The sequence below is a fragment of the Marisediminitalea lipolytica genome (genome assembly GCF_001758465.1).
GTDB lineage: Bacteria > Pseudomonadota > Gammaproteobacteria > Enterobacterales > Alteromonadaceae > Alteromonas > Alteromonas lipolytica.
In genome coordinates this window covers 79,045-104,760 of the sequence record NZ_MJIC01000011.1, presented here as the reverse complement: position 1 = coordinate 104,760, position 25,716 = coordinate 79,045, and the positions used below count along the sequence as shown (strand labels likewise).

Here is a 25,716-nt window from a genome sequence, read left to right as displayed (position 1 = left end):
AAAAGGAAGTCGTCGAAAATCACTGTTAAGCTAAGCTAAGAAATTTTACACTGGCTTCGGTTAGACAGATCTGAATCACACAGGAGATGTTGTGCAGGAATTGCGAAGCTTTTTGCTCGTCGCGCTACTTAGCGTAGTTACCTCGCTACCGTCTTTTGCTGAGGACGGTGAGCGGCGAGAGGAGTTGCGTGAGCAATTTCTTAGCCTCGAAAAGCAACTCAACACCCTGCCGCTGTCAAAATTACCTGCTATTCATAAGGATATTGAGGATCTGGGTAACTACCCGCTGGTACCCTATCTTAAATTACGCCTTGCCGAACGTACTCTTGATAGCCTGTCAGATGAAACAGTAGAGGCATTTCTGGCCCGCTACGCAGGTACGCCCCTGGCTACCCGGTTGCGCAAACGCTGGCTCGAGCTTCTCAGCAAACGAAAACAAAAAAACGCTTTTATCAACGCCTATCAGCCCGGTTTGGGAGTACGCTATACCTGCCAGTATCTGGATTATCAGATGCAGTTATCAGAACACCCTGATTACTGGTTTGAACAGGTCGATACACTGTGGCTATCTGGTGAATCGCGACCGGATGAATGTGACCCGGTATTCCGGCGCTGGCAACAGGCCGGACAGATGACCACCGGTATGGTGCTGGGGCGAATCGAAAAGGTCATTCGCGGTGGCAACAGAAATTTACTGAGCTACTTACAGCGCCGCTTACCCCCTGGCCATCATTATCTGGTAGACCTGTGGCGTAAAACTCACCGCTCAGCCTCAACGGTGCTTAATTACAATTTGTTCCCGCGTAAGTATCCGGAGCAAGAGAAATCGATTTTATACTACGGTTTAATCCGACTGGCCTGGCAAACACCGCAAAAGGCCATTAAAGGTTTTTTATACTGGCAACCAAAAATTGCGTTCAGCGAGGCACAACTGCGCCAGATTAATCGCGCGATCGCCATCAGTCTGGTGATAGAAGGGGCTGACAACGCAGCAGAATGGCTGGCCAAAGCGAATGTCCCGGATGCCGAGCAGGATGTCAGGCACTGGCATCTGGCGTATATGTTACGTCAGAGTGACTGGCAACAAGCCCTTGAGGTAATTCAGGGGGCGCCTTCAGACGAACAGCGCCAGGATGCATTTCGTTACTGGCGAGCCCGCGGCTTAGGCGAGCTCAACGCGAGTGATGCACAGCAGCAATTGTTTAAGGAACTAGCCAAAGAGCGGCATTACTATGGCTTTCTGGCCAGCGCCCGACTTCAACAAGCCCCGGAACTGGCCGATCATCCACTCGAAGTAAGTGATTACTCGTTAGCAAGATTAAGCACAGTGCCCGCGGTTCAACGGGCGTATGAATGGTTCAGGCTGGGGCGTTTTGTTGAGGCACGACGAGAGTGGTATTACCTTAACAGACGTTTAACGGACGAAGAAAAACAAGCCGCTACCATGTTGGCCAGTGATTGGGGCTGGCACGATCAGGCCATTATTGGTTTTGCTCAAACCGGGTATTTTAATGATGTGCGGCGCCGATTCCCGCTGGCGTTTGCCGAAAAATTTCAACAGCAGGCCAGTCAGCATCAGGTCGATCCTGCGATGGCCATGGCCATCGCCAGAAGAGAAAGCTCTTTTATGGTCGATGCAGTGAGCCCGGCCGGAGCCAGGGGGTTAATGCAATTGATGCCGGGTACGGCAAATTATATCAGTAACCGCCGGGTGGGTTATGGTACTTTGCTGGAGCCGGAACAGAATCTTGAGTTTGGCATTCAGTATTTAAAGTACCTTAACGATAAGCTCAACCATAATCCGGTGCTGGTATCGGCGTCTTATAATGCCGGGTGGCGCAAGGTCATGGAATGGTTGCCAAATCATGGTGAGCAGGATCTCGATGTATGGATAGAAAATATCCCTTATCGCGAAACCCGTCATTACGTTAAAGCTGTTATGGCTTACCGCTATATTTATCAAGTCCAGCTGGGACAGTCCTCCCATCTCTTTGATACTTTGAGTCGCATGAAACTCTCGGCAGACAGCCTGACTTTACCTTAGGCTCGTGGTAGTGTTACAGCCAAAATATAACCAATAAATCAATAACGACAGAGGTATTATGACAGAGCATCATGACCTGTATGCGGCGCATATCGACATCCTTCAGCAACGGACCCGCGAAGCACTGGAACGTGAGGGAATAGAAGGGTTAGTGATCCACTCAGGTCAGAGCAAGCGCCTGTTTTTGGACGACAATCATTATCCGTTTAAGGTAAATCCGCAGTTTAAGGCGTGGCTGCCGGTGGTTGATAATCCTAACTGCTGGCTGGTAGTAAACGGGGTGGATAAACCAAAGCTTATCTTCTACCGGCCCACCGACTTCTGGCATAAAGTGCCGCCAGAACCAAATGAATACTGGACCGATTGCTTTGACGTGGTAATGCTGAAGCAAGCTGATCTGGTTGAAAAACACCTGCCGTTCGACAAACGGGGTTTCGCCTATATCGGTGAGTACATTGAAGTGGCCAGTGCTTTGGGTTTTGCCAATGTAAATCCTGATCGTGCACTGCATTATTTGCATTATCAGCGCGCTTACAAAACCGACTATGAACTGGCCTGCATGCGCGAAGCCAACCGCATTGCCGTATCCGGGCACAAAGCAGCAGCGGCGGCGTTTTTTGCCGGTGAAAGTGAGTTTAATATCAATCAGGCCTACAACCTTGCCACGCAGCAAGGCGACAACGATGTTCCTTACACTGGTATCGTGGCGTTAAACGAGCATTGTTCAATTCTGCATTATATGCATTACGACACGGTAAAGCCGGCTGAGCATCGTTCTTTTCTGATTGATGCAGGAGCCAGTTTTAATGGTTATGCAGCAGATATTACCCGCACGTATACTATCGGGCAGAACCCCTTTGCCGATTTAATTACTGAGTTGGATAGCCTGACGCTGTCTCTGGCAGACAGGTTAAAGCCCGGCGTAGATTATGCTGACATTCACTTTGCGGCTCACGAGGGGATTGCCGATGTGTTGGTTAAGGCAGGCCTGGTGAATATGAACGCGGCAGATTGTCTGGCTGAAGGCATTACGCGTACTTTCTTTCCCCATGGCATCGGCCATTTTCTTGGTCTGCAGGTTCATGACGTGGGCGGATTGGTGCTGGATGACCGCGGTACCCCTAATCCTGCGCCGGCGGAACATCCGTTTTTGCGTTGTACCCGCACTGTCGAAGCTCGTCAGGTTTTTACCATTGAGCCCGGTCTTTATTTTATTGAATCCTTGCTGGCAGAACTTAAATCCAGCGAATCGTCAAAATATATTAACTGGGATGTGGTTGATACCCTGCGTCCTTATGGTGGCATTCGGGTTGAAGACAATATCATTGTGTACCGCGAAGGTAACGAAAACATGACCCGTCTGGCCGAACAAAAGGCCTGATCCAGTATCATCGACGTTAAGGATAACTATGGCGGATCCGGCGGTTGTCTATGTTGTGATCATTGCTTTGATCGCCGGGCTGGCAATGCCCGCCGGTGGCTTGCTGGCTTGTGTGGAAGGCGTGTTTCCAGACTGGCTGGACGAAGAGTTACGCCATGGCATTCTCGCTATGGGCGCCGGTGCGCTGTTGTCGGCTGTTGCATTGGTACTGGTGCCAGACGGGATGAAAGATCTGAGCACCACGGCTTCCTGCATCAGTTTTTTACTCGGCGCATTGGGTTTTATGGTGCTGGATATCTGGCTGGCTCGCAATAAGGTGCCCGCCAGCCAGTTGGCGTCCATGCTGTCTGATTTCATACCCGAATCCATTGCTCTGGGCACAACAGCAGCGTTGGGTGGTGGTAGTGTGTTGCTTGGTTTACTGGTCGCTGTGCAGAATTTTCCTGAAGGGTTTAATGCATTCAGAGAGCTTAAAGCCTCCGGCACTTACAGCTCCCGTAAGATTGTGCTGATATTTACCCTGATGGCGTTGCTGGGCCCTGGTATGGCTCTGATTGGCTACTTCTTACTGGCGCAGTACACGGTAGTGGTATCGGGCATTATGTTGTTTGCTGCCGGCGGCATTTTGTATTCTGTGTTACAGGATATTGCCCCGCAGGTGCGCATGGAAAACAGCTGGGTGCCACCCTTAGGCGGCATCCTCGGCTTTATGATAGGAATGTTGGGCTTTAGTCTTTAGCTGTTGCGATCAACGGCAATGTGCGCCAGGGCGATCAGTGCCTGTTTGTAATCACTGTCAGGTACTACGCTAAGTGCAGAAATAGCCATATCTGCCTCTTCAAACGCTTTCTGGCGAGTATAAGCCAGAGCACCAGTCTCGTTCATTACGCCCAGGATCCGCTGCAAATGAGGCAGCCCGTTTGCCTGCTCAATCGCCTCGCGAATTAAGCTGGCGTCGTCATCCTTTGCATGCCACATGGCATATAGCAGGGGTAATGTAGGCTTACCTTCTGCCAGATCATCACCCGCATTTTTACCCATTGCATCGCTGTCCGACTCATAATCCAGAATGTCATCGGCGAGCTGGAACGCAGTGCCAAGATGACGGCCGTAGGCTAGCATGGCCTGTTCTGTTTCGTCTGACTGCCCGGTAATCACCGCGGCTAGTTGTGTGGCCGCCTCAAAAAGACGGGCGGTTTTTCCATAAATTACGTCGAAATAGCTCTCTTCTGTGGTATCCGGATCGTTACAGTTCATTAATTGCTGTACTTCACCCTGAGCAATACGGTTGGTAGAGTCAGAAAGGATTTCCATTACCCGCATACTCTGCAACTCAACCATCATCTGGAAGGAACGGGTATACAGGAAGTCGCCAACCAGTACGCTGGCCTGATTACCAAACAACGCATTCGCGGTTTCACGACCCCGGCGCATAGTTGACTCGTCCACCACATCATCGTGTAGCAGTGTTGCCGTGTGGATAAACTCAATAATCGCCGCCAGCGTGTGGTGCTGGGTTGATTCAATTGCCAGGGCTCTGGCTGCCAGCACCGTCAGTAATGGGCGCAAGCGTTTACCACCGCTGTTAACAATATAGAAACCCAGCTGATTGATCAGGGCGACATCCGAATCCACCTGTTGCTGGATCAGTTGATTTACTGCCTGCATGTCGGTCTCAGCCAATGCTTTTATTTGATCAATATTCATAGTGTTTCGTTGTGTCTGGAACGTAGAGGCTAACTGGCAGCAGATTGTACATAAATATTGTCGTCTATCCAGTGAATTAGGTTAATTTCGCCATATTTAGGCAAGCTATTGCGACGATCGCCCGACGGGAGCAGCTAAAGGGGTATATGGCGTCGATCCGGGTGATCTAAATAGTTACTGCTGCTAATTATGGCACAGGATTCGCAGCATACTGAATTGGCTGGTAATTTTTTATAAAAACTCGCTTTTTAGTCATTCAGTAAAGGTGTTAAAATAGCGTTTCTGCGCGGGTTGCTGTGATTCAGGTCGAAAAATAAACTTTTTTCGCATTCTGGGGTTGAGATCGAAATTCGATTCACGTACAATTCGCGCCCTGTTTTAGAATTGAAAGCGCAATAAATTTAGGCGCAGAGCGGAGAAAGTTATGTACGCGGTTTTCCAAAGTGGTGGTAAACAACACCGTGTGGCCGAAGGTCAAACCGTTCGTCTCGAGAAGATCGAAGTTGCTGCAGGTGAAACTGTAGAATTTGACAACGTATTAATGGTTAGCAATGGTGACGACGTTAAAATCGGCACACCGTATGTTGCTGGTGGTAAAGTGACTGCTGAAGTGGTTACACACGGTCGTGGCGATAAAGTAAAAATCGTTAAGTTCCGTCGTCGTAAGCACCATCGTAAACAAGCGGGTCACCGTCAGTGGTTCACTGAAGTGAAAATCACTGGTATCAACGCATAATAGGAGCTTAGACACATGGCACACAAAAAAGCTGGTGGTAGTACCAAAAACGGTCGCGACTCAGAAAGTAAACGCTTAGGTGTTAAGCGTTTTGGTGGCGAGTCTGTGTTAGCTGGTAACATCATTGTTAGACAGCGCGGCACTAAATTCCACGCTGGCAACAACATGGGTATCGGTAAAGACCACACCCTGTTCGCATTAGCTGACGGTAAAGTTAAGTTCGAAGTTAAAGGACCTAACAACCGTAAGTTCGTGAGCATTGTTGCTGAATAAAGCGCAATCGTGAATTGATTTTAAAAACCCCGCGCTTGCGGGGTTTTTTGTTAGAGCGTTATATGCCCTTTGGGGCAAAGGCCCTGAGTTGCCCATGTTTGGGTTGCAAGACTTACGGGTTATAATAGGCGAGTGGGATTGCGTTTATAGCGTCATCCTTTCACCAATGTAAGTTTTAAGAGTTTAGGATTCGGTCCGGGGTAAACATGAAATTTGTAGATGAAGCTGAAATTCGAGTTGAAGCAGGCGATGGTGGCAATGGCACCATTGGCTTTCGTCGCGAAAAATATGTGCCTAAAGGCGGACCGGATGGCGGTGACGGTGGTGACGGCGGCAGTGTGTTTCTGCAAGCTGATGAAAACCTCAACACGCTGATTGATTACCGTTTTGAACGGTTCCACCGCGCTGAACGCGGTCAGAATGGTATGGGCGGTAATTGTACCGGTAAAGCGGGTGAAGACCTCACGGTGCTGGTACCGGTAGGAACTCGCGCTACCGATGCCGATACTCAGGAAGTACTGGGTGATTTAACCCGCCACGGCCAGCGCTTAAAAGTCGCACAGGGTGGTTTTCATGGACTGGGCAATGCGCGCTTTAAAAGCAGTACCAATCGTGCTCCGCGCCAGAAAACAAACGGTTCACCGGGTGAAATTCGTAATCTTAAGCTGGAGCTGATGCTGTTGGCTGATGTGGGTATGTTGGGTTTGCCTAATGCCGGTAAATCTACCTTCATTCGCTCTGTATCTGCGGCCAAGCCAAAAGTGGCTGATTACCCTTTTACTACACTGGTGCCTAACCTGGGGGTGGTAAGACAGGATTCCCAGCGCAGTTTTGTGATTGCCGACATTCCCGGACTCATAGAAGGCGCGGCTGAAGGTGCGGGCCTCGGCATTCGTTTTCTTAAACACCTCGAGCGTTGTCGTGTTCTGTTGCACCTGGTGGATCTGATGCCAGCGGATCAGTCTGATCCGGCTGAAAATGCCATTACGATTATCAACGAGTTAGAAAAGTACAGCCCGAAACTGGCCAGTAAGCCGCGTTGGTTGGTGTTCAACAAAATTGATTTGTTATTAGAAGAAGAAGCCGAAGAGCTGTGCCAGCAAATCGTTGAAAAACTGCAATGGGATGGTCCGGTTTTCTATATCTCAGCATTCCAGCGCATTGGCCTGGAGCCGCTTTGTCACGAAATCATGAACTTTATCGAGAGTTTGCCTGACGAGCTCGAAGAAGACCGCAGTAAAGAAGGCGTTGAATTTAAATGGGATACCTACCATCAGAATACTCAGCCTGATTTGGATGGCTATGATGATGATGACGATTGGGATGAAGATGACGATGACTACGACGTCGAAGTTATCTATCGCAAGTAATCCAGTCACATTCAGAGTTTAAGGTAGCAATGTCGATGAAAATAGCAATGATTGCCGCCATGGCGCACGATAGAGTGATTGGTAAAGATAACCAAATGCCCTGGCATATGCCTGCTGATTTGGCGCATTTTAAACGCACTACGTTAGGCAAGCCAGTGATAATGGGGCGAAAAACTTACGAGTCTATAGGCCGTGCGTTACCTGGTCGTTTGAATATTGTTATTACGACTGATCAAAGCTATACACTGGCAGATGCTGAGGTGGTAAATAGTATTGACGCTGCGCTGGAAATGGCACAAAACACTACCACCGATGAGGTAATGATAATTGGTGGCGGCACTATTTACGCTAACCTGTTACCCAGGGCGCATCGTTTATATCTTACCCTTATCGATTTACACACCAGCGGCGATACTTATTTCCCGGACTATAACGCGCAGGGAAATTGGCAGGTTACAGATGAACAACGTTTTGCGTCGGATGATAAAAATCCCCACGCATACCGCTTTTTAACGTTAGAACGCCAATAAAACCGGTAATGCACCAGACCTGATTTATACCACGTACACAAACAACAACGCCCCATTAAGGGGCGTTCTATTTTCAAGCTAGCTCAAGCGGCTGAATACACTTTCTAAGTCCAGGCCCTGACTACTGAGCATGTCTTTTAAGCGGCGTAAACCTTCAACCTGAATCTGGCGAACTCTCTCACGAGTCAGGCCAATTTCTGCACCGACATCTTCCAGCGTTGACGGCTCATAACCCATCAAACCAAAGCGTCTGGCCAGAACTTCACGTTGCTTGGCATTCAGCTCTTGTAACCAGGAAACAATATTATGTTTGATATTGCTATCCTGTAGCTGGTCTTCCGGGCTTGATTCATTGTCGTCAGCAAGAATATCAAGCAATGCTTTATCGTTGTCACCGCCTATCGGGGTGTCAACAGAGCTGATTCGTTCATTAAGGCGCAACATTTTGCTGACTTCATCGATAGGTTTATCGAGATGAACAGCGATGTCTTCTGCTGTTGGCTCATGATCCAGCTCCTGAGCCAGTTCACGGGCAGCGCGCAAATAAACATTCAGTTCTTTTACTACATGAATCGGCAGTCTGATCGTCCGGGTCTGGTTCATAATGGCCCGTTCAATAGTCTGACGGATCCACCATGTTGCATAGGTCGAAAATCTGAATCCGCGTTCGGGATCAAATTTCTCAACCGCCCGGATTAAGCCAAGATTGCCTTCTTCAATCAGGTCCAGCAATGCTAGCCCGCGATTGTTGTAACGTCTGGCAATCTTAACAACCAGTCTCAGGTTGCTAACAATCATGCGTTTTCTTGATGCTTCGCAGCCTTTTAAGGCTCTGCGGGCAAAATGAACTTCTTCCTCTGCGGTTAACAAAGGTGAGAAACCAATTTCACTCAGATACAGCTGTGTAGCATCAAGTGTTTTAGAAACTTCATCCTGGTTTAGCCAGGTTTCTGCTTTGGTTTTTTCGTTTTCTTCTTCAAACAAATCTTCGTCTTTGATGTCTTCATTAACGTCGATGTTGTCTACTTCGTCTTGGGGTGTTGCGTCGATGACAGCGATATTTTGTTGACCCACAACTGTATCTCCTGCGTTGTTTTACCTTACGACGTTCTCCTGATATCTATATGTTATTATTATTTATTGTTATTATTTTTTTGGTAAGTACTTTATCGGATCTACAGATTTTCCCCGATACCGTATTTCAAAATGGAGTTTCACTGAGGTAGTTCCCGTGTTACCCATTTTTCCAATCTCTTGCCCCGCTTTTACCCAATCACGCTCGCTAACTAAAATGCGGTCGTTGTGGGCGTACGCACTTAATAATGAATCGGTGTGTTTTATTATTATTAGATTACCGTATCCGCGTAGTGCATTACCTGCGTAAACCACTTTGCCTGCTGCCGCAGCAACAATGGAGCTGCCGTGATTTGCGTAAATGTCGATACCCGCTTGGGTTGCCTGATTAGTTTTGTTGGCTAATTCCGCTTTACCTTTCGCTGGCCAGATCCATTTATCAACACGCTTTGGAAACCCTTTGATTATTTTTTGCGTAACTTTTTTGGGTTTACTGCTTTTGTTAACATCTGGTTTACAATCACAATACGCCTTGCTATCTCCTTGGTCAATAGACTTTTCCTGCTTTTTCAATCTGGTTGGACCAGTCATATTATTGACACTTTGCTGTTTTTTTGACACTCTAGGCGGCGCTTGTAATCTGAGTGTCTGGCCGGGATGAATTACATACGGTTTAGACAACGAATTCCATCGCGCAATGTCCGTGTAGTCATTCCCGCTAAACCACGCAATCGCGTAAAGGGTGTCACCGGCTTTTACGGTGTAACTGATTGGTTTATCCGCAATTGCAGCCTCATGCTGACTGTTTAGCACAGACACTGGTGCCGGACGACCTGGTCCAGCACACCCGGCGATCATGATAACCGCTAATGTACTGCTTATAAACTGAACTTTTCTAATGTAACAACTCATCGGAGCATTAGATACGCAACCACAGCAAGTACTACCACAGCCCAACCTAAAATTTCGACGTACTTTCTGAGTTGTTCTTCCATTTTTGCGCCGCCCCACTTCATAAGTGAAGCGACCAGAAAAAATCTCGCACCGCGACCTACAGCCGAAGCAATAAGAAAGGGTAAAAAGGCCATTTGCAGAAAACCGGCGCTGATCGTGAAGACTTTATAGGGAATAGGCGAGAAACCGGCCAGGAAAACCACCCAAACGCCATAGGTTTCAAACCAGCCCATAGCAGTTTCCAATTTATGGTTGTACCCAGCCGATTCAATCAGCGGCTGTAAAAAGCCATCAAAAGCAAAATAACCCAGGGCATAACCCGCGATACCACCAATAATAGAGGCAATGGTCGTGATAAAGGCAAAATGCCAGGCTTTAGCAGGCTGCGATAATGACATGGGGGCCAGCATGACATCCGGTGGGATCGGGAAGATCACCGATTCGGCAAAACTGAGCAGGGCCAGAAAGCGACTGGCAGAGGGGTGTTTAGACCAGCGTAATGCCAAATCGTAGCAAGGTTGGAATAGCTTCACAGTAAATCTCCGGCAACCAGTGGCACAAACCTGACCGCTTCGATAGTTTTGCTTTGCAATTCGCCATCTACCTTATCAATGCACAGGAGTTCCTGCTGATCATCACCTACAGGGATCACTAAACGGCCCCCTTCGTTAAGCTGGTCGGTTAATGCCTCTGGCACGCGACTGGCCGCTGCGGTTACGATAATGCAGTCATATGGCCCCTTACTGGCCCAACCTTGCCAGCCATCCCCGTGTTTCATCTTAATGTTGTGCAAATCCAGTTGGTTCATCCGGCGCTTAGCCTGAAACTGCAACGCTTTAATTCGTTCCACAGAAAATACCTGAGGAAACAGTAAAGCTAAAATAGCGGTTTGGTAGCCTGAGCCGGTGCCTATTTCTAACACCGAACTGGCAGGATTGGGGGCCGCGAGTAAAAGCTCGCTCATCTTGGCAACAATGTAGGGTTGCGAAATGGTTTGTCCCTGCCCAATAGGCAGCGCGGTATTCTGATAAGCTTTGTGCTGTAATGCATCGGGAAGAAAACGTTCGCGCGGAACACTTGCGACAGCATTCAATACCTTTTGATTAGAGATCCCTTCATTACACAATAGTTGTGCTAACGCATCGCCTTTTCTTGTTGTTCTCATGTGTTATCAATTCTTATGACTAATTATTTATGGTTTGCTAAAGAACAGGGCTTACATCTCAAGCCACTTTTCCATTTCTTCAATACTTTCCCGTGCTGTCATATCCACACTTAGCGGTGTTACAGAGCAATAGCCGTTCGCTACTGCGTGAAAATCGGTGCCAGGACCGGCGTCCTGTTCGGCTCCGGCCGGGCCATACCAGTAAATTGGCCGGCCAAAAGCATCCCTGGCCTCGACCATTGATTCGGCGCGATGGCGACGTCCCTGACGGGTAACCTTAACGCCTGCCAGCTGTTCATAAGGAACATTGGGCACATTGATATTCAGGATCTGGTTAGCAGGTAATGGATGCGTCATGAGCTTTTCAATGACTTCCACAACCACTCTGGCTGCGGTTTCAAAATAGCCGCCGTCGTAATTACACAGTGATACTGCTATGGCAGGAAGCCCCATATAGCGACCTTCTGTGGCTGCCGCAACAGTACCGGAATAAATCACGTCATCGCCCAGATTGGCGCCATGATTTATGCCCGAAACCACCAGCTCTGGATCTTCCTGCATAAAACTGTTTACGCCCAGATGTACACAATCAGAAGGGGTGCCATTTACCGCGTAAAAACCGTTTTCCATTTGCTGAATGCGCAACGGCTGATGCAATGAAAGCGCATTACTGGCGCCACTGCAGTTACGGTCCGGGGCAATAACAGTTACCTCGTGTTGTTTGGCTAAAGCGCCGTGCATTACGGCTATGCCCTTAGCAAACACACTGTCGTCATTACTAAGTAAAATTTTCATAGGCGAAGTTTTAATACCTGTTTTAAGCCTGGGGGTTATAATCCGTCAGGCCAGCTCTGTGGTGTTCAGGCACTCTCTGAGCACCGTCGTCGCAAAGCAGCCGGATGGCAGGAAAAACCGTACGATTAATGTATCACCTTGCTGGTGGCATTCAAGCTGTTGCGGCCAAATAATCGCCGCACGGCGCTCCATTGTAAGCTTTTGCCCGGCTAAAAACGTTTTTACCGGGGCATAGTCGGCCGCGAGTGCCATTTCCAGCTGGTTAGCCTGACCAGTAGAGCCTGTTTCACCCTTACCCCACAGTGGAATGGTGGTAGAGAGATCCTGTCTTGCCAATCGCGACGACAATGCTGCCACATCGTCATCGGCAACAAAGATACTGTTAGATCCGGTAAGATTAATGACATCGCCTGGCAGAATAGTAAACAGCCGTTTTTGTTCAATGCGCTCAGACAGCATTTCGTTAAACAACCAGCTGCGCAACGCAGAAAGTGCCATCGAACGCTTGTTACGGTTCTTGATCACTTCGCCATTGAGCATACGCTCGGCCATTACCAGGTTACCCCCCCGGTTAATTTCGCCGTTCTCCTGGATGCGCTGAATGCCAAAACGCTGGCTGCCATAATAATTAGGAACGCCGGTGATGGCAGCTTGCTCTAATTTGCTGATTACCGCGTCGGGGTTGCTGACCTCACGCAGGGTAATTTCAAACAAATTGCCCTTGAGCTGACCGGTCCGTAATTTTTTGTTGTGCCGCTTGGTTTGCAATACTGCAGCACCTTCCAGGGCGAATTCCTGCCATGGGTAATCACTTTTGCCCGGTACGTGGATGCCAAACCACTGACGTGTTACCGCGTACTTGTCTTTACGCCCGGCATAGGTCACCTGGCGTAAAGGGAGCTGGCAAAAACGGGCCAGTGCCTCGGCTACGAAAGCCGTATTGAGATTGGTTTTTTCAATTTCAACAAAGATATGTTCGCCTTCGCCTGTCAGGGTATAACCGAGCTCTTCGGTAACACGAAAGTCAGCCGCGTGCTGTTTAAGAATGCCGGTAGCAACAGGGGGATTGTGCAGGTATTGCCAGTGATCTGTAGTTAATTGCATCGGCTTACTTCGTTATCAGGACAACAGCATGGGCAGCAATGCCCTCTTTGCGACCCGCAAAGCCAAGCTTCTCGGTCGTGGTCGCCTTAACATTGATTTCATCCACGGTGACGCCACAATCGCCGGCCAGTAATTGGCGCATGGTATCAATGTGAGGAGCCATTTTCGGGGCCTGGGCCACAATGGTCAAATCAGCGTTTACCAAACGGTAACCCAGTTTGTGCAGCCGTGCCATTACGTCTCTTAACAGCCCCCGGCTATCAGCGCCTGCATACGCGCTGTCGGTATCGGGAAAATGTTTTCCTATGTCGCCTAAGGCTGCCGCACCAAGCAGAGCATCGCATAAAGCATGGATCAGCACATCGCCGTCTGAGTGGGCAAGCAGTCCAAGTTCATAGTCAATTTTAACACCGCCTATGGTTATAGGGCCTTCGCCACCAAATTTATGAACGTCATAGCCATGTCCGATACGCATGAAGTCTGTTACCTTAAATTGTGTTGTAAATAAAACTGCGCCACCGGCAAGTCAGCCGGGCGGGTAATTTTGATATTGGCGGGATTACTGTCGATAAGCGCTACCGGAACACCGGCATATTCCATGGCTGAAGCTTCGTCTGTCACCTCTATTCCATTTGCCAGCGCATCGGCCAGTGCTTCGCGAAGCTGGCCTGCCTTAAATAATTGCGGGGTTAGTGCGTGCCACAGATTGTCGCGGCTTTCTGTTTTTAGAACCAGGGCAGGCTCTCCGGGCCGGGCGCGTTTCATGGTGTCTTTTACCGGAGTGGCAAGTATACCGCCACTAAAAAGCGGGTTGTCGATTTGGCTCACAAGATTAGCGATGTCTTCGTTACTAACACAAGGCCTGGCGGCATCATGAACCAGCGCCCATTCATGGTCAGCTAACTGAGCCAGGGCATTACTAACCGAGTCGGCCCGGGTTTCACCACCGTACACTTTGGTCAGCCAGTCGGCATTGTGCAGGGCCAGTTGCTCAAAGTATTCGTCGTCCGGGCTGAGCGCCACCACCACGCGGCTGATAGCCGGATGCGCTGCCAGTTTTAATAACGTGTGCTCGAGGATAGTGAGTGAACCAATAGTCAGATACTGTTTGGGTCGGTCAGCCTGCATACGCGAACCAATACCTGCCGCAGGCACTACGGCAACAATTGCTGTATCAGTCATGCTTTATTCTTCTTCTGAGGGCAAAATGCGATAAAAGGTTTCACCGCGTTTGATCAGGCCAAGCTCGTTTCTGGCTCTTTCTTCTACGGCTTCAAGGCCGATGGTCAGGTCGCTGATATCGGCTTTTAACAGTGCGTTACGTTGCACCAGATTCGCATTTTGCTGATGTTGCTTCTGTACTTCCTGTTGTTTGGCAAGATAGTCCGGGACACTGTTTTTGCCCAGCCACAAGCGATACTGCAATGCGCCCAGCAAAGTTAGCAGAACCAGCAATATCACCCTATCGCGCCACACAATGAAAATCCGAGTTAACTATTCGGCTCCATTATGCCGCGCCCTCCGGCTAACGTCCATCGCGTTTATTAAACAGTTTGTCTAATAATTTATCCTTTTGCTGTTCCACAACACTTTTGAGCTTAGCCTGCAGAAGTTCCTGTAATGCCGCTTCATCTTCCTGGCTCGCCTTTAACAGTGCAGCAAGGTTACCCAGTTCACTGGCCATGGTGTCATCCTGTTCTCCAACCAGTCCTTGCAGCTTACTGTTTAGCTCAGTCAGTTTATCCTGCTGAGATTCGCTCAGGGTGGTCAGTGCGGCACTGGCCAGCTGACTGTCCAAATCAGAAGAAAAACCAAAGTCTGGTGCACTAAGGGTGCCGCCGACATTCATAATAATATCCAGTTGCTGCAGGCTATCAAGCAGGTTGGCAATAATACGGGTGATGTGGTCGTTACCAGAGGCGCTCATGGCCAGCTCAGTCAAATCTATTTTGCCGGTGCCATCCAGGTGGTTATCGGTAATCTTCAATGCGCCGGTGGTGGCCAGTAACGCCGACTTTATGGAGGCATCCAGGCGTTCGTTATTACTCAGGTTAATGCTATCGAGAAGTAACCCGGCGATCTGCCAGGTTTGGCTGGCGTCCAGTCCGGCTTCATCAATAAAAAACTCGCCCTGAGTGGTAAAGGTTTGTGCGCCGTTAGCTGCCGCGTTAAGCAAAAACGTCGTTGGGTTACCAAAGACAGAGTGCATATTGGTGATGTTTTTCCAGTCACCCGTTAGCAGGGTGTCCTGCCAGTTAATCGAAATGTTGGCCTTCTTAACCAGCACTTCCAGTGGTGGGCCGGCGGGTTCATTCTCTTCTGGCGCTGCCTCTGCGGTGCCATGAAGCAACGGGATAACGAGGTCGAAAGCGCTGAATAAATAACGATTGTATTGTGCCGCTTTTTCGCCAAACACTGCCTCGGTTAGTTGTGACAGTGCCGCATGATCGCCCGCATACACGCCTTTAAGTAACGCATAATCCTGTTTGGGTGCTTCGCGCAGGGCGCTTAAAGAGGAACTCAGGGCTTGTCTGGCTTCACTGGCTTTGTCTTTAAAATCGGTGATCTTTTGTTTATCCGCGCGGATCTCCTGTTTAAGGGAGTCGAAAGTCTCTTTGGCTTTCAATAATTCCGCGGGATTTTTAAAATCCGTGGCTTTAAGTTTATTGATTTCGCTTTTGTAATGTTCAAGCCGGGCTTTGTCAGGCAGGGTAGCGTATTGCTGCTTCAGGTCGACCGCATAGGTGTCGTAGGCTTGTCTGGCATCTTCAACCGCAGCCGTGGTTTTCAGCGGAGAGCGGGCCAGCAAATCGTCAACCGATGGCAGCGATTCTTTAGCTTCGGTCAGCAGGTCATTAAAGCTCTGACCTTCGGGCTGGCGTAGCACTTTGCCGGGGGTAGCCCGGGGCTGGTTAAACGCCACATTAAGCAGCTCCAACTGGTCCATAATTAACTGATTGGACAGTAACGGCAACAGCTCGACATCGCCACTGAGCTTGCCTACCACCAGTTGATTACTCTCGGGGTGTGCCGGGTCGGTAAAACTGACGTCGGTAATGTCTATCTGTGGCGGAAACAGATGATGTTCAAACTGACCAATATTAACCTCCGCACCGTGAGCCTGGGTTAACTGAGCCTCCAGCACGGGCTTGATCACCATATCAGCAAATAGCCAGTACAGGCAGATTGGTGTTAAAACAATGCCGGCAATCCACAGGGATATTTTAGCGGCTCGACTTTGCATGACTTACTCCTTTGAATCAATGTCACTACGTGCGCCTGGCTGTTAGATATCGCACAGTAACGCAGCGCACCTGCTCGGCCTTGACGTGTTAATAAAGCCTGTTTACTGTGGCAACAAATACTTACGTTTGTTCACCGACTTTCTTTTCACGGGTAGGTGGGGAAAATGTCCCAATGCAGTCGTCTTGTTTAGAATACGGCGTCAAAGTCTAAAGCGTTTATAAACGTACACATAATAAAAACAATGATCTGTATTCGCATCACCGCGTTAGAAAACGGTAATAATTTTCAATTTTATACGACAGAAAGTACAAAAGGGGTTCAATGTTAACTAAGACCACGTTTACTACTACCAGCCCGATCCGCCAGTTAATTCGAGATTACTATCGTATTCCGGAAACGGACGCGGTCGACCAGATTCTGCCAATTGCCGAAGTTAACCCGCTCGCCCGCAGCCGGGCATGGGAGAGAGCGCGACGCATGGTGCTGAAAATTCGTCGCGAACAGGAAGGTCATGGTGGTGTCGACGCCCTGTTAAACGAATATTCGCTGTCTACATCAGAAGGTGTGGTGCTGATGTGTCTGGCAGAAGCATTGCTGAGGGTGCCGGATAAAGCGACCCAGGATGAACTTATTCGGGACAAATTATCCAAAGGGCAGTGGACGCCGCATTTAGGTAACAGTGAATCCCTGTTTGTTAACGCCTCGTCCTGGGGCCTGTTGTTCACCGGTAACATGGTGAACTACGCCGATAAGCGTAAAAGCGAGCAGTTTGGCCTGTTAAAGAAAACCATCGGCCGCCTTGGTGAACCGGTTATCCGCCGGGCTATGAATATTGCCATGCGGGTGATGGGACGCCAGTTTGTTATGGGCGAAAGCATTGAAGATGCCGTTGAGCGTGCCCAGGAAAAAGAGAAAAAGGGTTACGTTTACTCCTATGACATGCTCGGCGAAGGGGCACGTACTGCGGCAGATGCTGACCGTTACTACGACTCTTACGTAAAGGCAATAAAGGTCATTGGTAAGGCCGCAGCAGGTAAAGGGCCGCGTAAATCGCCTGGTATTTCGGTCAAGCTGTCTGCCATTCACTCACGCTACGAATTTTCCCATTACGAAAGGGTGATGAATGAACTACCAGCCAGACTCAAAGCCCTGTGTCTGATGGCCAAGGAATACGATATCGGTCTGACCGTTGATGCCGAAGAGGCTGATCGTTTGGAAACCTCGCTGGATATTATTGAAGCGGTGTTTCGTGATCCGGAGCTGGATGGCTGGGAAGGATTTGGCCTGGCGATACAGGCTTACCAAAAACGCGCTATCCATGTCATCGAATGGTTACGTGAGCTCACCACAGATGTGGGGCGCAAAATGATGGTGCGTCTGGTAAAAGGTGCCTACTGGGATACCGAGATCAAGCTGACCCAAACCGCGGGGATTGATGCCTATCCGGTGTTTACCCGTAAATCATCGACCGACGTAAGTTATCACGCCTGTGCCAACCGTCTGCTGGCCTACCGGGACACCATTTATCCGCAGTTCGCTACGCATAATGCTTACACGGCTTCGGTTATTGTTGAACTTGCCGGTGATGACAAACAAGGTTTCGAATTCCAGTGTCTGCACGGTATGGGCGATACCCTGTACGATCAGGTGGTAACCGAAGAACAAATTCAGTGCCGTGTGTACGCGCCGGTTGGCGTTCATGAAGACCTGCTGGCCTACCTGGTTCGTCGACTGTTGGAAAATGGCGCTAACTCTTCGTTTGTTAACGCCATTGTGGATGACAGTAAGCCGGTAGAGGCGTTGCTGGAAGACCCGGTCGAACTGACCCAGCGGCTGACTTATCGCTACAACAAACAAATTAGCAAGGCTTCTGAGCTTTACGCGCCTGAGCGCGTTAACTCAAAAGGCCTGGACCTGTCAGATCTGAACACGGTTAACACACTTAAGTACAACCTGGGTCGCTGGGCCCGGGAATATGTGCTTAATGCCGGTGATTTACCTGAGGGCGCGGTTGCCGTGCGCAACCCGGCAAATCAGGATGACATAGTGGGTTACCATCACTATGCCGATGAAGCGGCCATCAAACAGGCGCTTGACAATGCAGACGCTGGCTTTAAGGAATGGTCTGAACGCTCTATGAGTGAGCGCTCAATGTTGCTAAACCAGTTTGCTGACGCGCTGGAACGCCATATGGATGAGCTTATTGCTATCTGTATCAGAGAGGCCGGTAAGGTGGCTCAGGATTCCATTGATGAGGTGCGCGAAGCGGTCGATTTTTGTCGCTACTATGCTGCCAGAGGGGTAGAGCTTGGTCAGGATGAACGTCTGGTTCCTCGCGGCGTAGTGCTGTGTATCAGTCCCTGGAACTTCCCGCTGGCCATCTTCCTGGGCCAGGTTGTGGCGGCGCTCGTAACCGGCAATACCGTGGTGGCCAAGCCTGCAGAGCAAACCAGTCTGATAGCTCAGCGAGCGGTACAGATGATGCGCTCGGTAGGTCTGCCGGAAAACGCATTGCAGCTGGTGGTAGCCAAAGGCGCTGATGTGGGTAACGTATTGCTGCCCGACGAGCGGATTAAAGCGGTGATGTTTACCGGCTCGACCCAAACCGGCTCGCTCATTTCGAAAACTCTCGCCCAACGAGGCGGTGAACAGGTTCCGCTTATCGCCGAAACCGGCGGGCAGAACTGTATGATTGTTGACTCGACGGCATTGCCTGAACAGGTGGTCGACGATGTGATTCACTCTGGTTTCCAAAGCGCAGGTCAGCGTTGTTCAGCATTAAGAGTACTGTTTGTACAGGAAGATATTGCCGACGATCTGATCAAAATGCTAAGCGGCGCCATACAGGAACTCACCATTGATGATCCGGCGTGGTTAAGTACCGATGTTGGCCCGGTGATTGACCAAAAAGCGCTGTCTTCGTTGCAGGAGCATGCCGAGTATATGAAAGAAAACGGCAAATTACTGTATCAGCTGGAGCTGCCATCGAGCGCGCAAAATGGCACTTTCTTCCCGCCAACGCTTTACGAAATCAGCGACCTGAGTGTGCTGAAACGTGAGGTATTTGGTCCGGTGGTGCATGTCGTTCGCTTTAAAGGTAAAAACCTGGAAAACGTGTTAAAACAAATCAACGACACCGGCTTTGGCCTGACTATGGGCATCCACACCCGTATCGAAGAGCGGGCTTATGAGCTGGCTGCTCGCTGTAAGGTCGGCAACGTTTACATTAACCGCAACATGATTGGGGCCATTGTTGGCGTTCAGCCCTTTGGTGGTCGTGGCTTATCTGGTACCGGCCCTAAAGCGGGCGGACCAAATTATCTGCCGCGCCTGATGATGGAGAAAGCCACGCCGAAACCGACGATTCTGGCCGAGCAGGACAGTATCGATAATGCGCTGTCGGGCAGTGAGGCACAGCATGCCGAAGCCGACGCAATTATGCGCAAGGCCACGCAAACAGAAGAAGTATGGCGTCACACGCCACTGCATGAGCGTATCTCTAAAGTTCGTCAACTGCTGGCGAAGCTGGCAAATGTGGATATTGTTGAAGAATTGGCTGATGACCTTAACCGTACGCTGGCGTCGGCTCGGTCGCAGTTGATCAGTATTGATAAAAAGCTGGCCAAACCCACCGTGCTACCAGGACCAACGGGCGAATCCAATAAACTGTATCTGGAACCCCGGGGCGTGCTGGTTTGTTTTGCCGACAAAGAAGTGGCCTTTGAATACTGGATGTTGTCGGTGGTAACCGCGCTGGCCACCGGTAACTGTGTGGTGTCAGTGGTTTCTGATTTGTTCTACGAAGAAGCGCTGGCAGTAGAAGAGAAATTCAAGGCTGTTGGTGCGCCGGACGGTGTGTTCCAGGTTGCCAAGCTCGGTCATCTTGACGGATTACTGATGGATGAACAACTTGCTGGTGTCGTGGTAGACAGTAACACTGACCGTACCGCGCATATCACCGCGATGCTGGCCGATCGTCAGGGCGCTATCCTGCCAGTCATTACGGCAGAGTATAATGATAAATTGATCCAGCGTCTGGTCACCGAGAAAACCATCAGTATTGATACTACCGCTTCCGGCGGAAATACATCGCTGATGACAATGGTCGATGATGATGAATAAACGGTAATCGAGCAAAAGGGCCCTTAAACAGGCCCTTTTTTTTGCGTGCGTGTCAGCGGTGAGCTGAAGGGGTTACATCCAGTTGTCGTTGCGGCGCCGGCGTTTGGGGATAAAGGTAACGATAATACCCAGAATTACACCGGCACCCGCCACGATACCGCCATAGCTAAACATGCGGTAACGCTCCTGCGCATCCTGATCGCCCACCTGTTGCTGCAAGGCGGTAACGCTTTGCTGAGCCTGATTCAGCTCCGCTTGCAACTGAGTATTCTGCTGTTTTACCTGAGCCAGCTCTTTATTCAGCGCAGCAGTGCGGCTTTGCGCGCGGTTTAGCTGTTGCTCGCTGTCAGCCAGACGCTGACTCAATAGGGGGAGCTGTGTGCGACGGGAAATCGTGTCTATCAGATACTGGCTCTCGACCCAGCCTTCACGACCGTCCGGGTCCCTGATTTCGGTAAAGCCTTTCTCAGTGTTCGTCTCCAGTACTGCAACCGGCAGTCCGGCTTCAACCGAGCCCAGAATACGGTAATTGCGCCCAGGCCCTGAGTGCATATAGATGAACAGGTTATCTGCAATATAGTGATCAGCAGTGGCAGCTGAACTATCAGAAGTTTCCTGAGCGAAAACAGGCAGGCCGACCACCATCAGACCAACCAGAAAAGTAAGCAAACGCATGAATGTCTCTACAACGTAAAATTATGCTCTGATGTTAGGGGCTGGCATCACTAAAGGCAAGCGCTTCGCGGCAGGCTAAGGTGTTTTCACGGTTGGAAAAGGTTAACCGGGTGCTGCTATTGCTAATTTTACGTCCGACAGGTAATGTAGCCGCAATATCCCGCTATTGCTGAAGAGTACGACTTTCCATGTCGGAAACGGAAATTAAATTTGTGTTGCGCGAGGATCCCTTGCCAGCACTCAAAAATACCCTGTTTACTGCTTTATCGTCGCAACAGGTCGCCGTTCACGAAAACGGCCATATCGACCTTATAAATGATTATTATGACACCACAGAACATCTGTTCCAGCAGCACAAGATTGGTATGCGCGTTCGTGGTGCTAATGGTCAGTTTGAGCAGACGGTAAAAACCAGCGGGCAGATCCGCGGCGGGCTGCATCAACGGCTGGAGTTCAACGTTGATATAAACGGGCCGGAGCCGGACTTAACCTTATTTAACGGCGTTGAGTGGCCACAAGGGTACAGCGCCGAGAAACTGAATAATCAGTTGGAAAAACAGTTTGGTACGCATTTTAACCGGACTATTTTCGATATCCATTATCCGGATGCCAAAATTGAACTGGTATTCGATAATGGCAAGGTCGAAGCGCAGCAACTCGAATCCCCCATTTGCGAAATTGAACTGGAATTAAAGGACGGTGAACTTAGCCGTATGTTCGAATTAGCTAACCGGTTAACCGAGACCGTACCTGCACGCCTGAGTGATACTTCTAAAGCGGCACAGGGCTATCAGTTGCTCCATGGGGTGCCACATAAGATCCAGGCATTGCCTGACTTTTTACCCTTACAGGACAATATTTCGACCGAAGAAGCATTTTGCCGGGCACTGGAATGCGGCCTGCGGCACTGGCAACGACACGAACATCTGTATTTTGAAACCGGTGCAACCAAAATGCTTACCGAGATAACCCGGGCAGTACGCATGTTGCTGCAAACGGTATCGCTGTACTTACCGGTTTTACAGTGTCCTGCATTGCTAACCTTACACAAGCAGTTAATGGCCTATGCAGACAGCTGGTTGTGGCAGGATGACCTTCAGAGCTTGCGCCTGCTGCTGTCAAAGAAAAGCCTGTTTAACAAGAAGTTATCCCGTTATCCGGCGTTACTGAGTTATTTGCAGGGACGTCAGGCGGGTCTCATTCAGGCCCACAACCCACAAAATAAGCTGTTCCAGGCTGAGCCCTCTAAACTCAAGTTAGCCCTGGCTGAAATCTTACACTCCAAGCCCTGGCGAGAAGCAGCCAAAGGCTATGATATGCCGCTCATGGAACACGCCAAAGGGTGGTTATCACAGGGGTGGCAGACCATTCAGCAAACCATGCCGATGCAACGCAGAATGTATGCGTCTAACTATACCTCGGTAGAAATGCTGCTGCGCCAAACCCTATTTAACGGGTTTTTACTGGCTGACCGATTTGAAGGCAGTCGCGGTAAATTCAGAGCGCCCTGGCTGGATATTCTGGTCGGCATAGATGAATTAAATGCGCTGTTATTACTGAAAAAGTCAATTTTTGATGCGGAACTGGCAGAACAGCAGGAACTGCTTGAGTGGGTACACGAGAAAACCCATAGCTTATTACACGTTATGGAACGAAGTCGTGAGGTTGCCATGACAGGAGAAGTTTACTGGTAACAGTACTTTGCGGCAGGAATAAATGATGAGTACACAGCAGATGATACCTATATGGAGCGCCGGTATATTAACCCTGTTGTGGTTTACTTTGTTATTCAGAATTAACCGTAATACTTCTGCTACAAGGCGCTTTCCCGGCTTTTTGCTGGCGATGTTGTGCTGGCCTGTTGTGGTTATGGGGGAACTGTGGCAGTTGGGCGGCGGCGCTTCCGTGCTGCTATCTGCGCTGTCAGTACTGGGGATTCCTTTGGTGCTGTGGGGCGCATATCGCAATCTGATGGCGATGATATGGCGCAGGCCTGCGCTTTTGCGTTGGCCATTCTGGGCCGGATTAATCACGCTTACAGGTTTATTGGTTGCCCAGTTCTTTTTATTACAAGACGACTGGCAGCAATGGGCCGGGTTCGCACCTACCGGCGATCCTATCCGTAACTGGTCAGTTTATGCTGGTGGCTTACTCACTTCTTTTTTGTTGCTGTACATTGGTATTGTCCTGATTGAGCAGGTCCAGCAGTATCACTACGAATTACCCATGCAGGTCGTCGACACCGAAATGTATCAGCTTAAGGGTATTGCTGGCAGCGCAGGCTTTATGGTGGCCATGGCGTTTTTTATGGTTGTGCTGGTGGCTGGCGTGGCGTTTGGCCTGTTACCTTTTTACCAATGGCTGGCCTGGTTTCATCTGGGCATTGCCCTGACCTTATTGATTTTACTCAGCCAGTTCAGCCGTGCTCAAAAGGTGTCGCCATCACCCTTCGACCACCACGCGCTTAGCAACGCGCCAAAAATGTCTGAAGCCCGGGCTCAGGCTATTCTGAAGCGGGCGGAAGCCGCGGTAATCAGTCAAAAAGCCTATAAAGAGCTGGGGCTAAAATTGCAGACATTTGCCGAGCGGGCTGATTTATCGGCCAGTGATATCTGCCTGGCCTTACTGGCCATTAAGAAGACCCATTTCAGAGGGTTTATTTATCAGTTTCGGATGAAATACGCGAAGCAGGTATTGCTAGGATCAGACGCCAAACTTGATAGTGTGACCAAGCGGCTTAAGTTGGGGGCTAACGGTACTGCCAGTCAGACTTTCCTGCGTTATCTGGAAAGTCGCCGTTAAGATTTCCGGCGACCAGCAAACGGTTAATCAGGCATACATTGCGGCGTACTTTTCGGCCAGCTGATCCAGTGTTTCATTATGGGCCGGGTCTTTTTCGATACATTCTACCGGGCACACCGCCATGCAATTTGGCTCATCATAGTGGCCAACACATTCGGTACAGCGAGCCGCATTAATCTGATAGACGTCGTCGCCCATGCTAATTGCTTCGTTCGGACACTCTGCGGGGCACAGGTCGCAGTTGATACATTCTTCGGTAATTAATAATGCCATGGTTTCTCTCCGGGCCAGCCTGATTGCGTAGGCTAAATGTATATAAGTCTTTCTTTATATGCAAAGCCACAACAGCCATCGCTTGATTTAGGTCAAAGCGAATTTTTCAGCCGGGCTACTACCGGGCGAAATGTGACTCAAGGATGAAACCAGTAAACTGTTTCCGCAGGTAAAAGCCGCGGGGGCGGGTTTGAATCCGGTTGCCCTGTGCGTCCAGCGCATCGGTTAACACCTGACCGCTGGCAGCCTTGGGGCGAAGCTGCATTACTTCACCATGGCGTGCAGTAACAGACTCTACCTGACCCAGTGCAATCAGTTCGGTGAGTTCCTCCCAGTCCTGCTTAAGCATGGCTTCCTGGGCCGGACTTGGTTGCCACAAAAACGGCGTGGCTATGCGACGTTCTGCCACCGGAATTTGTCGCTCACCTTCTACCGGAACCCAAAGCACGCATTGTAATTTGTTTTTCACGTTACTGGTTTCCCAGCTACTGAGAGGCGGCAGTTTTAACGGCGCATAACACACATAGGTAGTTTCCAGTGGCTGGCCGTACTGATTGATGGGCAGGGTTTTCAGTTCGACCCCCAGTTCCGGAAAGTCCTGTTGGGGTTTGGAACCCGCGGTTGCGCCAAGCCAGGTTTCAATCAGTTGACCGGTCCAGCCTTTGTGCCGCTTAAAATCGGCAGGAATAGCAATACTAGCCAACGCGGCCAGCTCGCCCAGACTAAAGCCTGCAATAGCCTGAGCGCGGCTTTCCAGTTCGGCTAAATCCTGAGGTGCTGAGGTTGGTACTTGCAAACCTTAAATCCCTTAACTGCAATTAGGTTAAACATATGTGATAAATACTTTGCATGCACAAAGGTTTGTGAAAGAATGCTAGCACAGAATAATATAAAGTGCCCGGGAGTCTGAGTGATAGATACCGATGGATTCCGTGCGAATGTGGGCATAGTGATTTGCAACAAAATCGGACAAGTATTTTGGGCAAGACGTTATGGCCAACATTCATGGCAGTTTCCCCAAGGCGGAATAGATGAAGGGGAAACTGTAGAGCAGGCAATGTACCGTGAATTGCACGAAGAAGTAGGACTGACGCCGAAAGATGTCAGTATTCTGAGTGTGACCCGTAACTGGGTGCGATACAAACTGCCCAAACGGTTAATAAGGCAAGGCAGTAATCCGGTTTGTATCGGACAAAAACAGAAATGGTTTTTGTTGCAACTGGATTGCCATGACAAAGATGTGGATGTACTTAAATCCGGTCATCCCGAATTTGATGACTGGCGTTGGGTAAGCTACTGGTACCCGGTACGAAACGTGGTGTCGTTTAAACGTGACGTTTATCGTCGGGTGATGAAAGAGTTTGCCGGCACGGTAATTACCACGCCGACTAAGCATCAGCATCATCATTCTAAGCAGCATCGTCGCAAACGACGCGGATAGGGTAGGAAAGGTCTTGTCGGCAAG

25 protein-coding genes are annotated in these 25,716 nt (G+C 49.7%); 11 read left to right on the top strand and 14 right to left on the bottom strand.

Translation table 11 applies throughout. The features are described from left to right. Positions 1 to 91: 91 nt before the first annotated feature. Genes BFC17_RS10310 through BFC17_RS10300 form a run of 3 tightly spaced genes read left to right on the top strand, consistent with a single transcriptional unit; the run spans position 92 to position 4,164 of the window. The gene (locus BFC17_RS10310) at positions 92 to 2,044 is read left to right on the top strand and encodes a transglycosylase SLT domain-containing protein (protein WP_083271679.1); all 1,953 of its coding nucleotides are present in this window, start codon (positions 92 to 94) and stop codon (positions 2,042 to 2,044) included. A gap of 58 nt (positions 2,045 to 2,102) precedes the next feature. Further along, a complete protein-coding gene (pepQ, locus tag BFC17_RS10305; protein WP_070176400.1) occupies positions 2,103 to 3,425 on the top strand; it encodes a Xaa-Pro dipeptidase in 1,323 nt (440 codons plus the stop codon). A gap of 28 nt (positions 3,426 to 3,453) precedes the next feature. Further along, entirely contained in the window at positions 3,454 to 4,164 is a 711-nt protein-coding gene (locus tag BFC17_RS10300) for a ZIP family metal transporter (protein WP_070176399.1), read from the top strand. Here the strand turns inward: BFC17_RS10300 and ispB are convergent. After that, positions 4,161 to 5,132, bottom strand: a complete 972-nt coding sequence (ispB, locus tag BFC17_RS10295) for an octaprenyl diphosphate synthase (RefSeq protein WP_070176398.1) — start codon at positions 5,130 to 5,132, stop codon at positions 4,161 to 4,163. The genes BFC17_RS10300 and ispB overlap by 4 nt on opposite strands. 424 nt (positions 5,133 to 5,556) lie before the next feature. Here ispB and rplU point away from each other — a divergent pair, with 424 nt between their 5' ends. The 4 genes from rplU to folA all read left to right on the top strand — a co-directional run bounded on the left by rplU (position 5,557) and on the right by folA (position 8,041). Beyond that, entirely contained in the window at positions 5,557 to 5,868 is a 312-nt protein-coding gene (gene rplU / locus BFC17_RS10290; RefSeq protein WP_070176397.1) for a 50S ribosomal protein L21, read from the top strand. Between the two features lie 15 nt (positions 5,869 to 5,883). Beyond that, positions 5,884 to 6,141, top strand: a complete 258-nt coding sequence (gene rpmA, locus BFC17_RS10285; protein ID WP_070176396.1) for a 50S ribosomal protein L27 — start codon at positions 5,884 to 5,886, stop codon at positions 6,139 to 6,141. Positions 6,142 to 6,347: 206 nt separating this feature from the next. After that, on the top strand, positions 6,348 to 7,511 hold the full coding sequence (cgtA, locus tag BFC17_RS10280; protein ID WP_070176395.1) for an Obg family GTPase CgtA: 1,164 nt from the start codon (positions 6,348 to 6,350) through the stop codon (positions 7,509 to 7,511). A 35-nt stretch (positions 7,512 to 7,546) separates the two neighbouring features. Further along, positions 7,547 to 8,041 (top strand): type 3 dihydrofolate reductase, encoded by a 495-nt coding sequence (folA, locus tag BFC17_RS10275; RefSeq protein ID WP_070176394.1) that lies wholly within the window; start codon positions 7,547 to 7,549, stop codon positions 8,039 to 8,041. A 78-nt stretch (positions 8,042 to 8,119) separates the two neighbouring features. Here the strand turns inward: folA and rpoS are convergent, their stop codons facing one another. From rpoS to BFC17_RS10225, 10 genes are all read right to left on the bottom strand, one after another. Further along, on the bottom strand, positions 8,120 to 9,115 hold the full coding sequence (gene rpoS / locus BFC17_RS10270; protein ID WP_070176393.1) for an RNA polymerase sigma factor RpoS: 996 nt from the start codon (positions 9,113 to 9,115) through the stop codon (positions 8,120 to 8,122). Between the two features lie 72 nt (positions 9,116 to 9,187). Beyond that, complete coding sequence (locus BFC17_RS10265) at positions 9,188 to 9,928, bottom strand: peptidoglycan DD-metalloendopeptidase family protein (RefSeq protein WP_229681114.1); 741 nt, start codon at positions 9,926 to 9,928, stop codon at positions 9,188 to 9,190. 95 nt (positions 9,929 to 10,023) lie between these two features. Beyond that, positions 10,024 to 10,602, bottom strand: a complete 579-nt coding sequence (locus BFC17_RS10260) for a YqaA family protein (protein WP_070176391.1) — start codon at positions 10,600 to 10,602, stop codon at positions 10,024 to 10,026. After that, entirely contained in the window at positions 10,599 to 11,234 is a 636-nt protein-coding gene (locus BFC17_RS10255) for a protein-L-isoaspartate(D-aspartate) O-methyltransferase (protein WP_070176390.1), read from the bottom strand. The genes BFC17_RS10260 and BFC17_RS10255 overlap by 4 nt, the downstream gene beginning before the upstream one ends. 51 nt (positions 11,235 to 11,285) lie before the next feature. Then, positions 11,286 to 12,029, bottom strand: a complete 744-nt coding sequence (surE, locus tag BFC17_RS10250) for a 5'/3'-nucleotidase SurE (RefSeq protein ID WP_070176389.1) — start codon at positions 12,027 to 12,029, stop codon at positions 11,286 to 11,288. 45 nt (positions 12,030 to 12,074) lie between these two features. Continuing rightward, complete coding sequence (truD, locus tag BFC17_RS10245) at positions 12,075 to 13,133, bottom strand: tRNA pseudouridine(13) synthase TruD (RefSeq protein ID WP_070176388.1); 1,059 nt, start codon at positions 13,131 to 13,133, stop codon at positions 12,075 to 12,077. A gap of 4 nt (positions 13,134 to 13,137) precedes the next feature. After that, positions 13,138 to 13,608, bottom strand: a complete 471-nt coding sequence (ispF, locus tag BFC17_RS10240; protein ID WP_070176387.1) for a 2-C-methyl-D-erythritol 2,4-cyclodiphosphate synthase — start codon at positions 13,606 to 13,608, stop codon at positions 13,138 to 13,140. Positions 13,609 to 13,616: 8 nt separating this feature from the next. Next, positions 13,617 to 14,315 carry a 2-C-methyl-D-erythritol 4-phosphate cytidylyltransferase gene (ispD, locus tag BFC17_RS10235; RefSeq protein WP_070176386.1) on the bottom strand — a complete coding sequence of 233 codons (699 nt, stop codon included), beginning with the start codon at positions 14,313 to 14,315 and terminating at the stop codon, positions 13,617 to 13,619. A gap of 3 nt (positions 14,316 to 14,318) precedes the next feature. After that, on the bottom strand, positions 14,319 to 14,609 hold the full coding sequence (gene ftsB, locus BFC17_RS10230; protein ID WP_070176385.1) for a cell division protein FtsB: 291 nt from the start codon (positions 14,607 to 14,609) through the stop codon (positions 14,319 to 14,321). A 49-nt stretch (positions 14,610 to 14,658) separates the two neighbouring features. Continuing rightward, complete coding sequence (locus BFC17_RS10225; RefSeq protein ID WP_070176384.1) at positions 14,659 to 16,377, bottom strand: TIGR03545 family protein; 1,719 nt, start codon at positions 16,375 to 16,377, stop codon at positions 14,659 to 14,661. 323 nt (positions 16,378 to 16,700) lie between these two features. Between BFC17_RS10225 and putA the strand changes: the two genes are divergently transcribed. Continuing rightward, positions 16,701 to 20,501: a bifunctional proline dehydrogenase/L-glutamate gamma-semialdehyde dehydrogenase PutA gene (gene putA / locus BFC17_RS10220; protein WP_070176383.1), complete on the top strand. Its 3,801-nt coding sequence runs from the start codon at positions 16,701 to 16,703 to the stop codon at positions 20,499 to 20,501. A gap of 72 nt (positions 20,502 to 20,573) precedes the next feature. Here the strand turns inward: putA and BFC17_RS10215 are convergent, their stop codons facing one another. After that, complete coding sequence (locus BFC17_RS10215) at positions 20,574 to 21,176, bottom strand: TIGR04211 family SH3 domain-containing protein (RefSeq protein ID WP_070176382.1); 603 nt, start codon at positions 21,174 to 21,176, stop codon at positions 20,574 to 20,576. Positions 21,177 to 21,364: 188 nt separating this feature from the next. Between BFC17_RS10215 and BFC17_RS10210 the strand changes: the two genes are divergently transcribed. Both BFC17_RS10210 and BFC17_RS10205 read left to right on the top strand, forming a co-directional pair. Further along, on the top strand, positions 21,365 to 22,870 hold the full coding sequence (locus BFC17_RS10210) for a CYTH domain-containing protein (RefSeq protein WP_070176381.1): 1,506 nt from the start codon (positions 21,365 to 21,367) through the stop codon (positions 22,868 to 22,870). A gap of 22 nt (positions 22,871 to 22,892) precedes the next feature. After that, positions 22,893 to 23,978: a hypothetical protein gene (locus BFC17_RS10205; protein WP_175439561.1), complete on the top strand. Its 1,086-nt coding sequence runs from the start codon at positions 22,893 to 22,895 to the stop codon at positions 23,976 to 23,978. A 27-nt stretch (positions 23,979 to 24,005) separates the two neighbouring features. Here the strand turns inward: BFC17_RS10205 and BFC17_RS10200 are convergent, their stop codons facing one another. Together BFC17_RS10200 and mutH are read right to left on the bottom strand one after the other, a co-directional pair. Then, positions 24,006 to 24,251, bottom strand: coding sequence for a YfhL family 4Fe-4S dicluster ferredoxin (locus BFC17_RS10200; RefSeq protein WP_070176379.1), 246 nt, complete (start codon positions 24,249 to 24,251; stop codon positions 24,006 to 24,008). Positions 24,252 to 24,369: 118 nt separating this feature from the next. Next, entirely contained in the window at positions 24,370 to 25,047 is a 678-nt protein-coding gene (gene mutH, locus BFC17_RS10195; RefSeq protein ID WP_070176378.1) for a DNA mismatch repair endonuclease MutH, read from the bottom strand. A 114-nt stretch (positions 25,048 to 25,161) separates the two neighbouring features. Here mutH and rppH point away from each other — a divergent pair, with 114 nt between their 5' ends. Continuing rightward, positions 25,162 to 25,692, top strand: a complete 531-nt coding sequence (rppH, locus tag BFC17_RS10190; RefSeq protein WP_070176377.1) for an RNA pyrophosphohydrolase — start codon at positions 25,162 to 25,164, stop codon at positions 25,690 to 25,692. The last annotated feature ends 24 nt before the right edge of the window (positions 25,693 to 25,716 follow it).

Bases quoted from the DNA above. Each gene is read 5' to 3' on its own strand.
- pepQ (WP_070176400.1), top strand. From the start codon at position 2,103: ATGACAGAGCATCATGACCTGTATGCGGCGCATATCGACATCCTTCAG.
- BFC17_RS10300 (WP_070176399.1), top strand. From the start codon at position 3,454: ATGGCGGATCCGGCGGTTGTCTATGTTGTGATCATTGCTTTGATCGCC.
- ispB (WP_070176398.1), bottom strand. From the start codon at position 5,132: ATGAATATTGATCAAATAAAAGCATTGGCTGAGACCGACATGCAGGCA.
- rplU (WP_070176397.1), top strand. From the start codon at position 5,557: ATGTACGCGGTTTTCCAAAGTGGTGGTAAACAACACCGTGTGGCCGAA.
- rpmA (WP_070176396.1), top strand. From the start codon at position 5,884: ATGGCACACAAAAAAGCTGGTGGTAGTACCAAAAACGGTCGCGACTCA.
- cgtA (WP_070176395.1), top strand. From the start codon at position 6,348: ATGAAATTTGTAGATGAAGCTGAAATTCGAGTTGAAGCAGGCGATGGT.
- folA (WP_070176394.1), top strand. From the start codon at position 7,547: ATGAAAATAGCAATGATTGCCGCCATGGCGCACGATAGAGTGATTGGT.
- BFC17_RS10255 (WP_070176390.1), bottom strand. From the start codon at position 11,234: ATGAGAACAACAAGAAAAGGCGATGCGTTAGCACAACTATTGTGTAAT.
- surE (WP_070176389.1), bottom strand. From the start codon at position 12,029: ATGAAAATTTTACTTAGTAATGACGACAGTGTGTTTGCTAAGGGCATA.
- truD (WP_070176388.1), bottom strand. From the start codon at position 13,133: ATGCAATTAACTACAGATCACTGGCAATACCTGCACAATCCCCCTGTT.
- ispF (WP_070176387.1), bottom strand. From the start codon at position 13,608: ATGCGTATCGGACATGGCTATGACGTTCATAAATTTGGTGGCGAAGGC.
- ispD (WP_070176386.1), bottom strand. From the start codon at position 14,315: ATGACTGATACAGCAATTGTTGCCGTAGTGCCTGCGGCAGGTATTGGT.
- BFC17_RS10225 (WP_070176384.1), bottom strand. From the start codon at position 16,377: ATGCAAAGTCGAGCCGCTAAAATATCCCTGTGGATTGCCGGCATTGTT.
- putA (WP_070176383.1), top strand. From the start codon at position 16,701: ATGTTAACTAAGACCACGTTTACTACTACCAGCCCGATCCGCCAGTTA.
- BFC17_RS10215 (WP_070176382.1), bottom strand. From the start codon at position 21,176: ATGCGTTTGCTTACTTTTCTGGTTGGTCTGATGGTGGTCGGCCTGCCT.
- BFC17_RS10210 (WP_070176381.1), top strand. From the start codon at position 21,365: ATGTCGGAAACGGAAATTAAATTTGTGTTGCGCGAGGATCCCTTGCCA.
- BFC17_RS10205 (WP_175439561.1), top strand. From the start codon at position 22,893: ATGATGAGTACACAGCAGATGATACCTATATGGAGCGCCGGTATATTA.
- BFC17_RS10200 (WP_070176379.1), bottom strand. From the start codon at position 24,251: ATGGCATTATTAATTACCGAAGAATGTATCAACTGCGACCTGTGCCCC.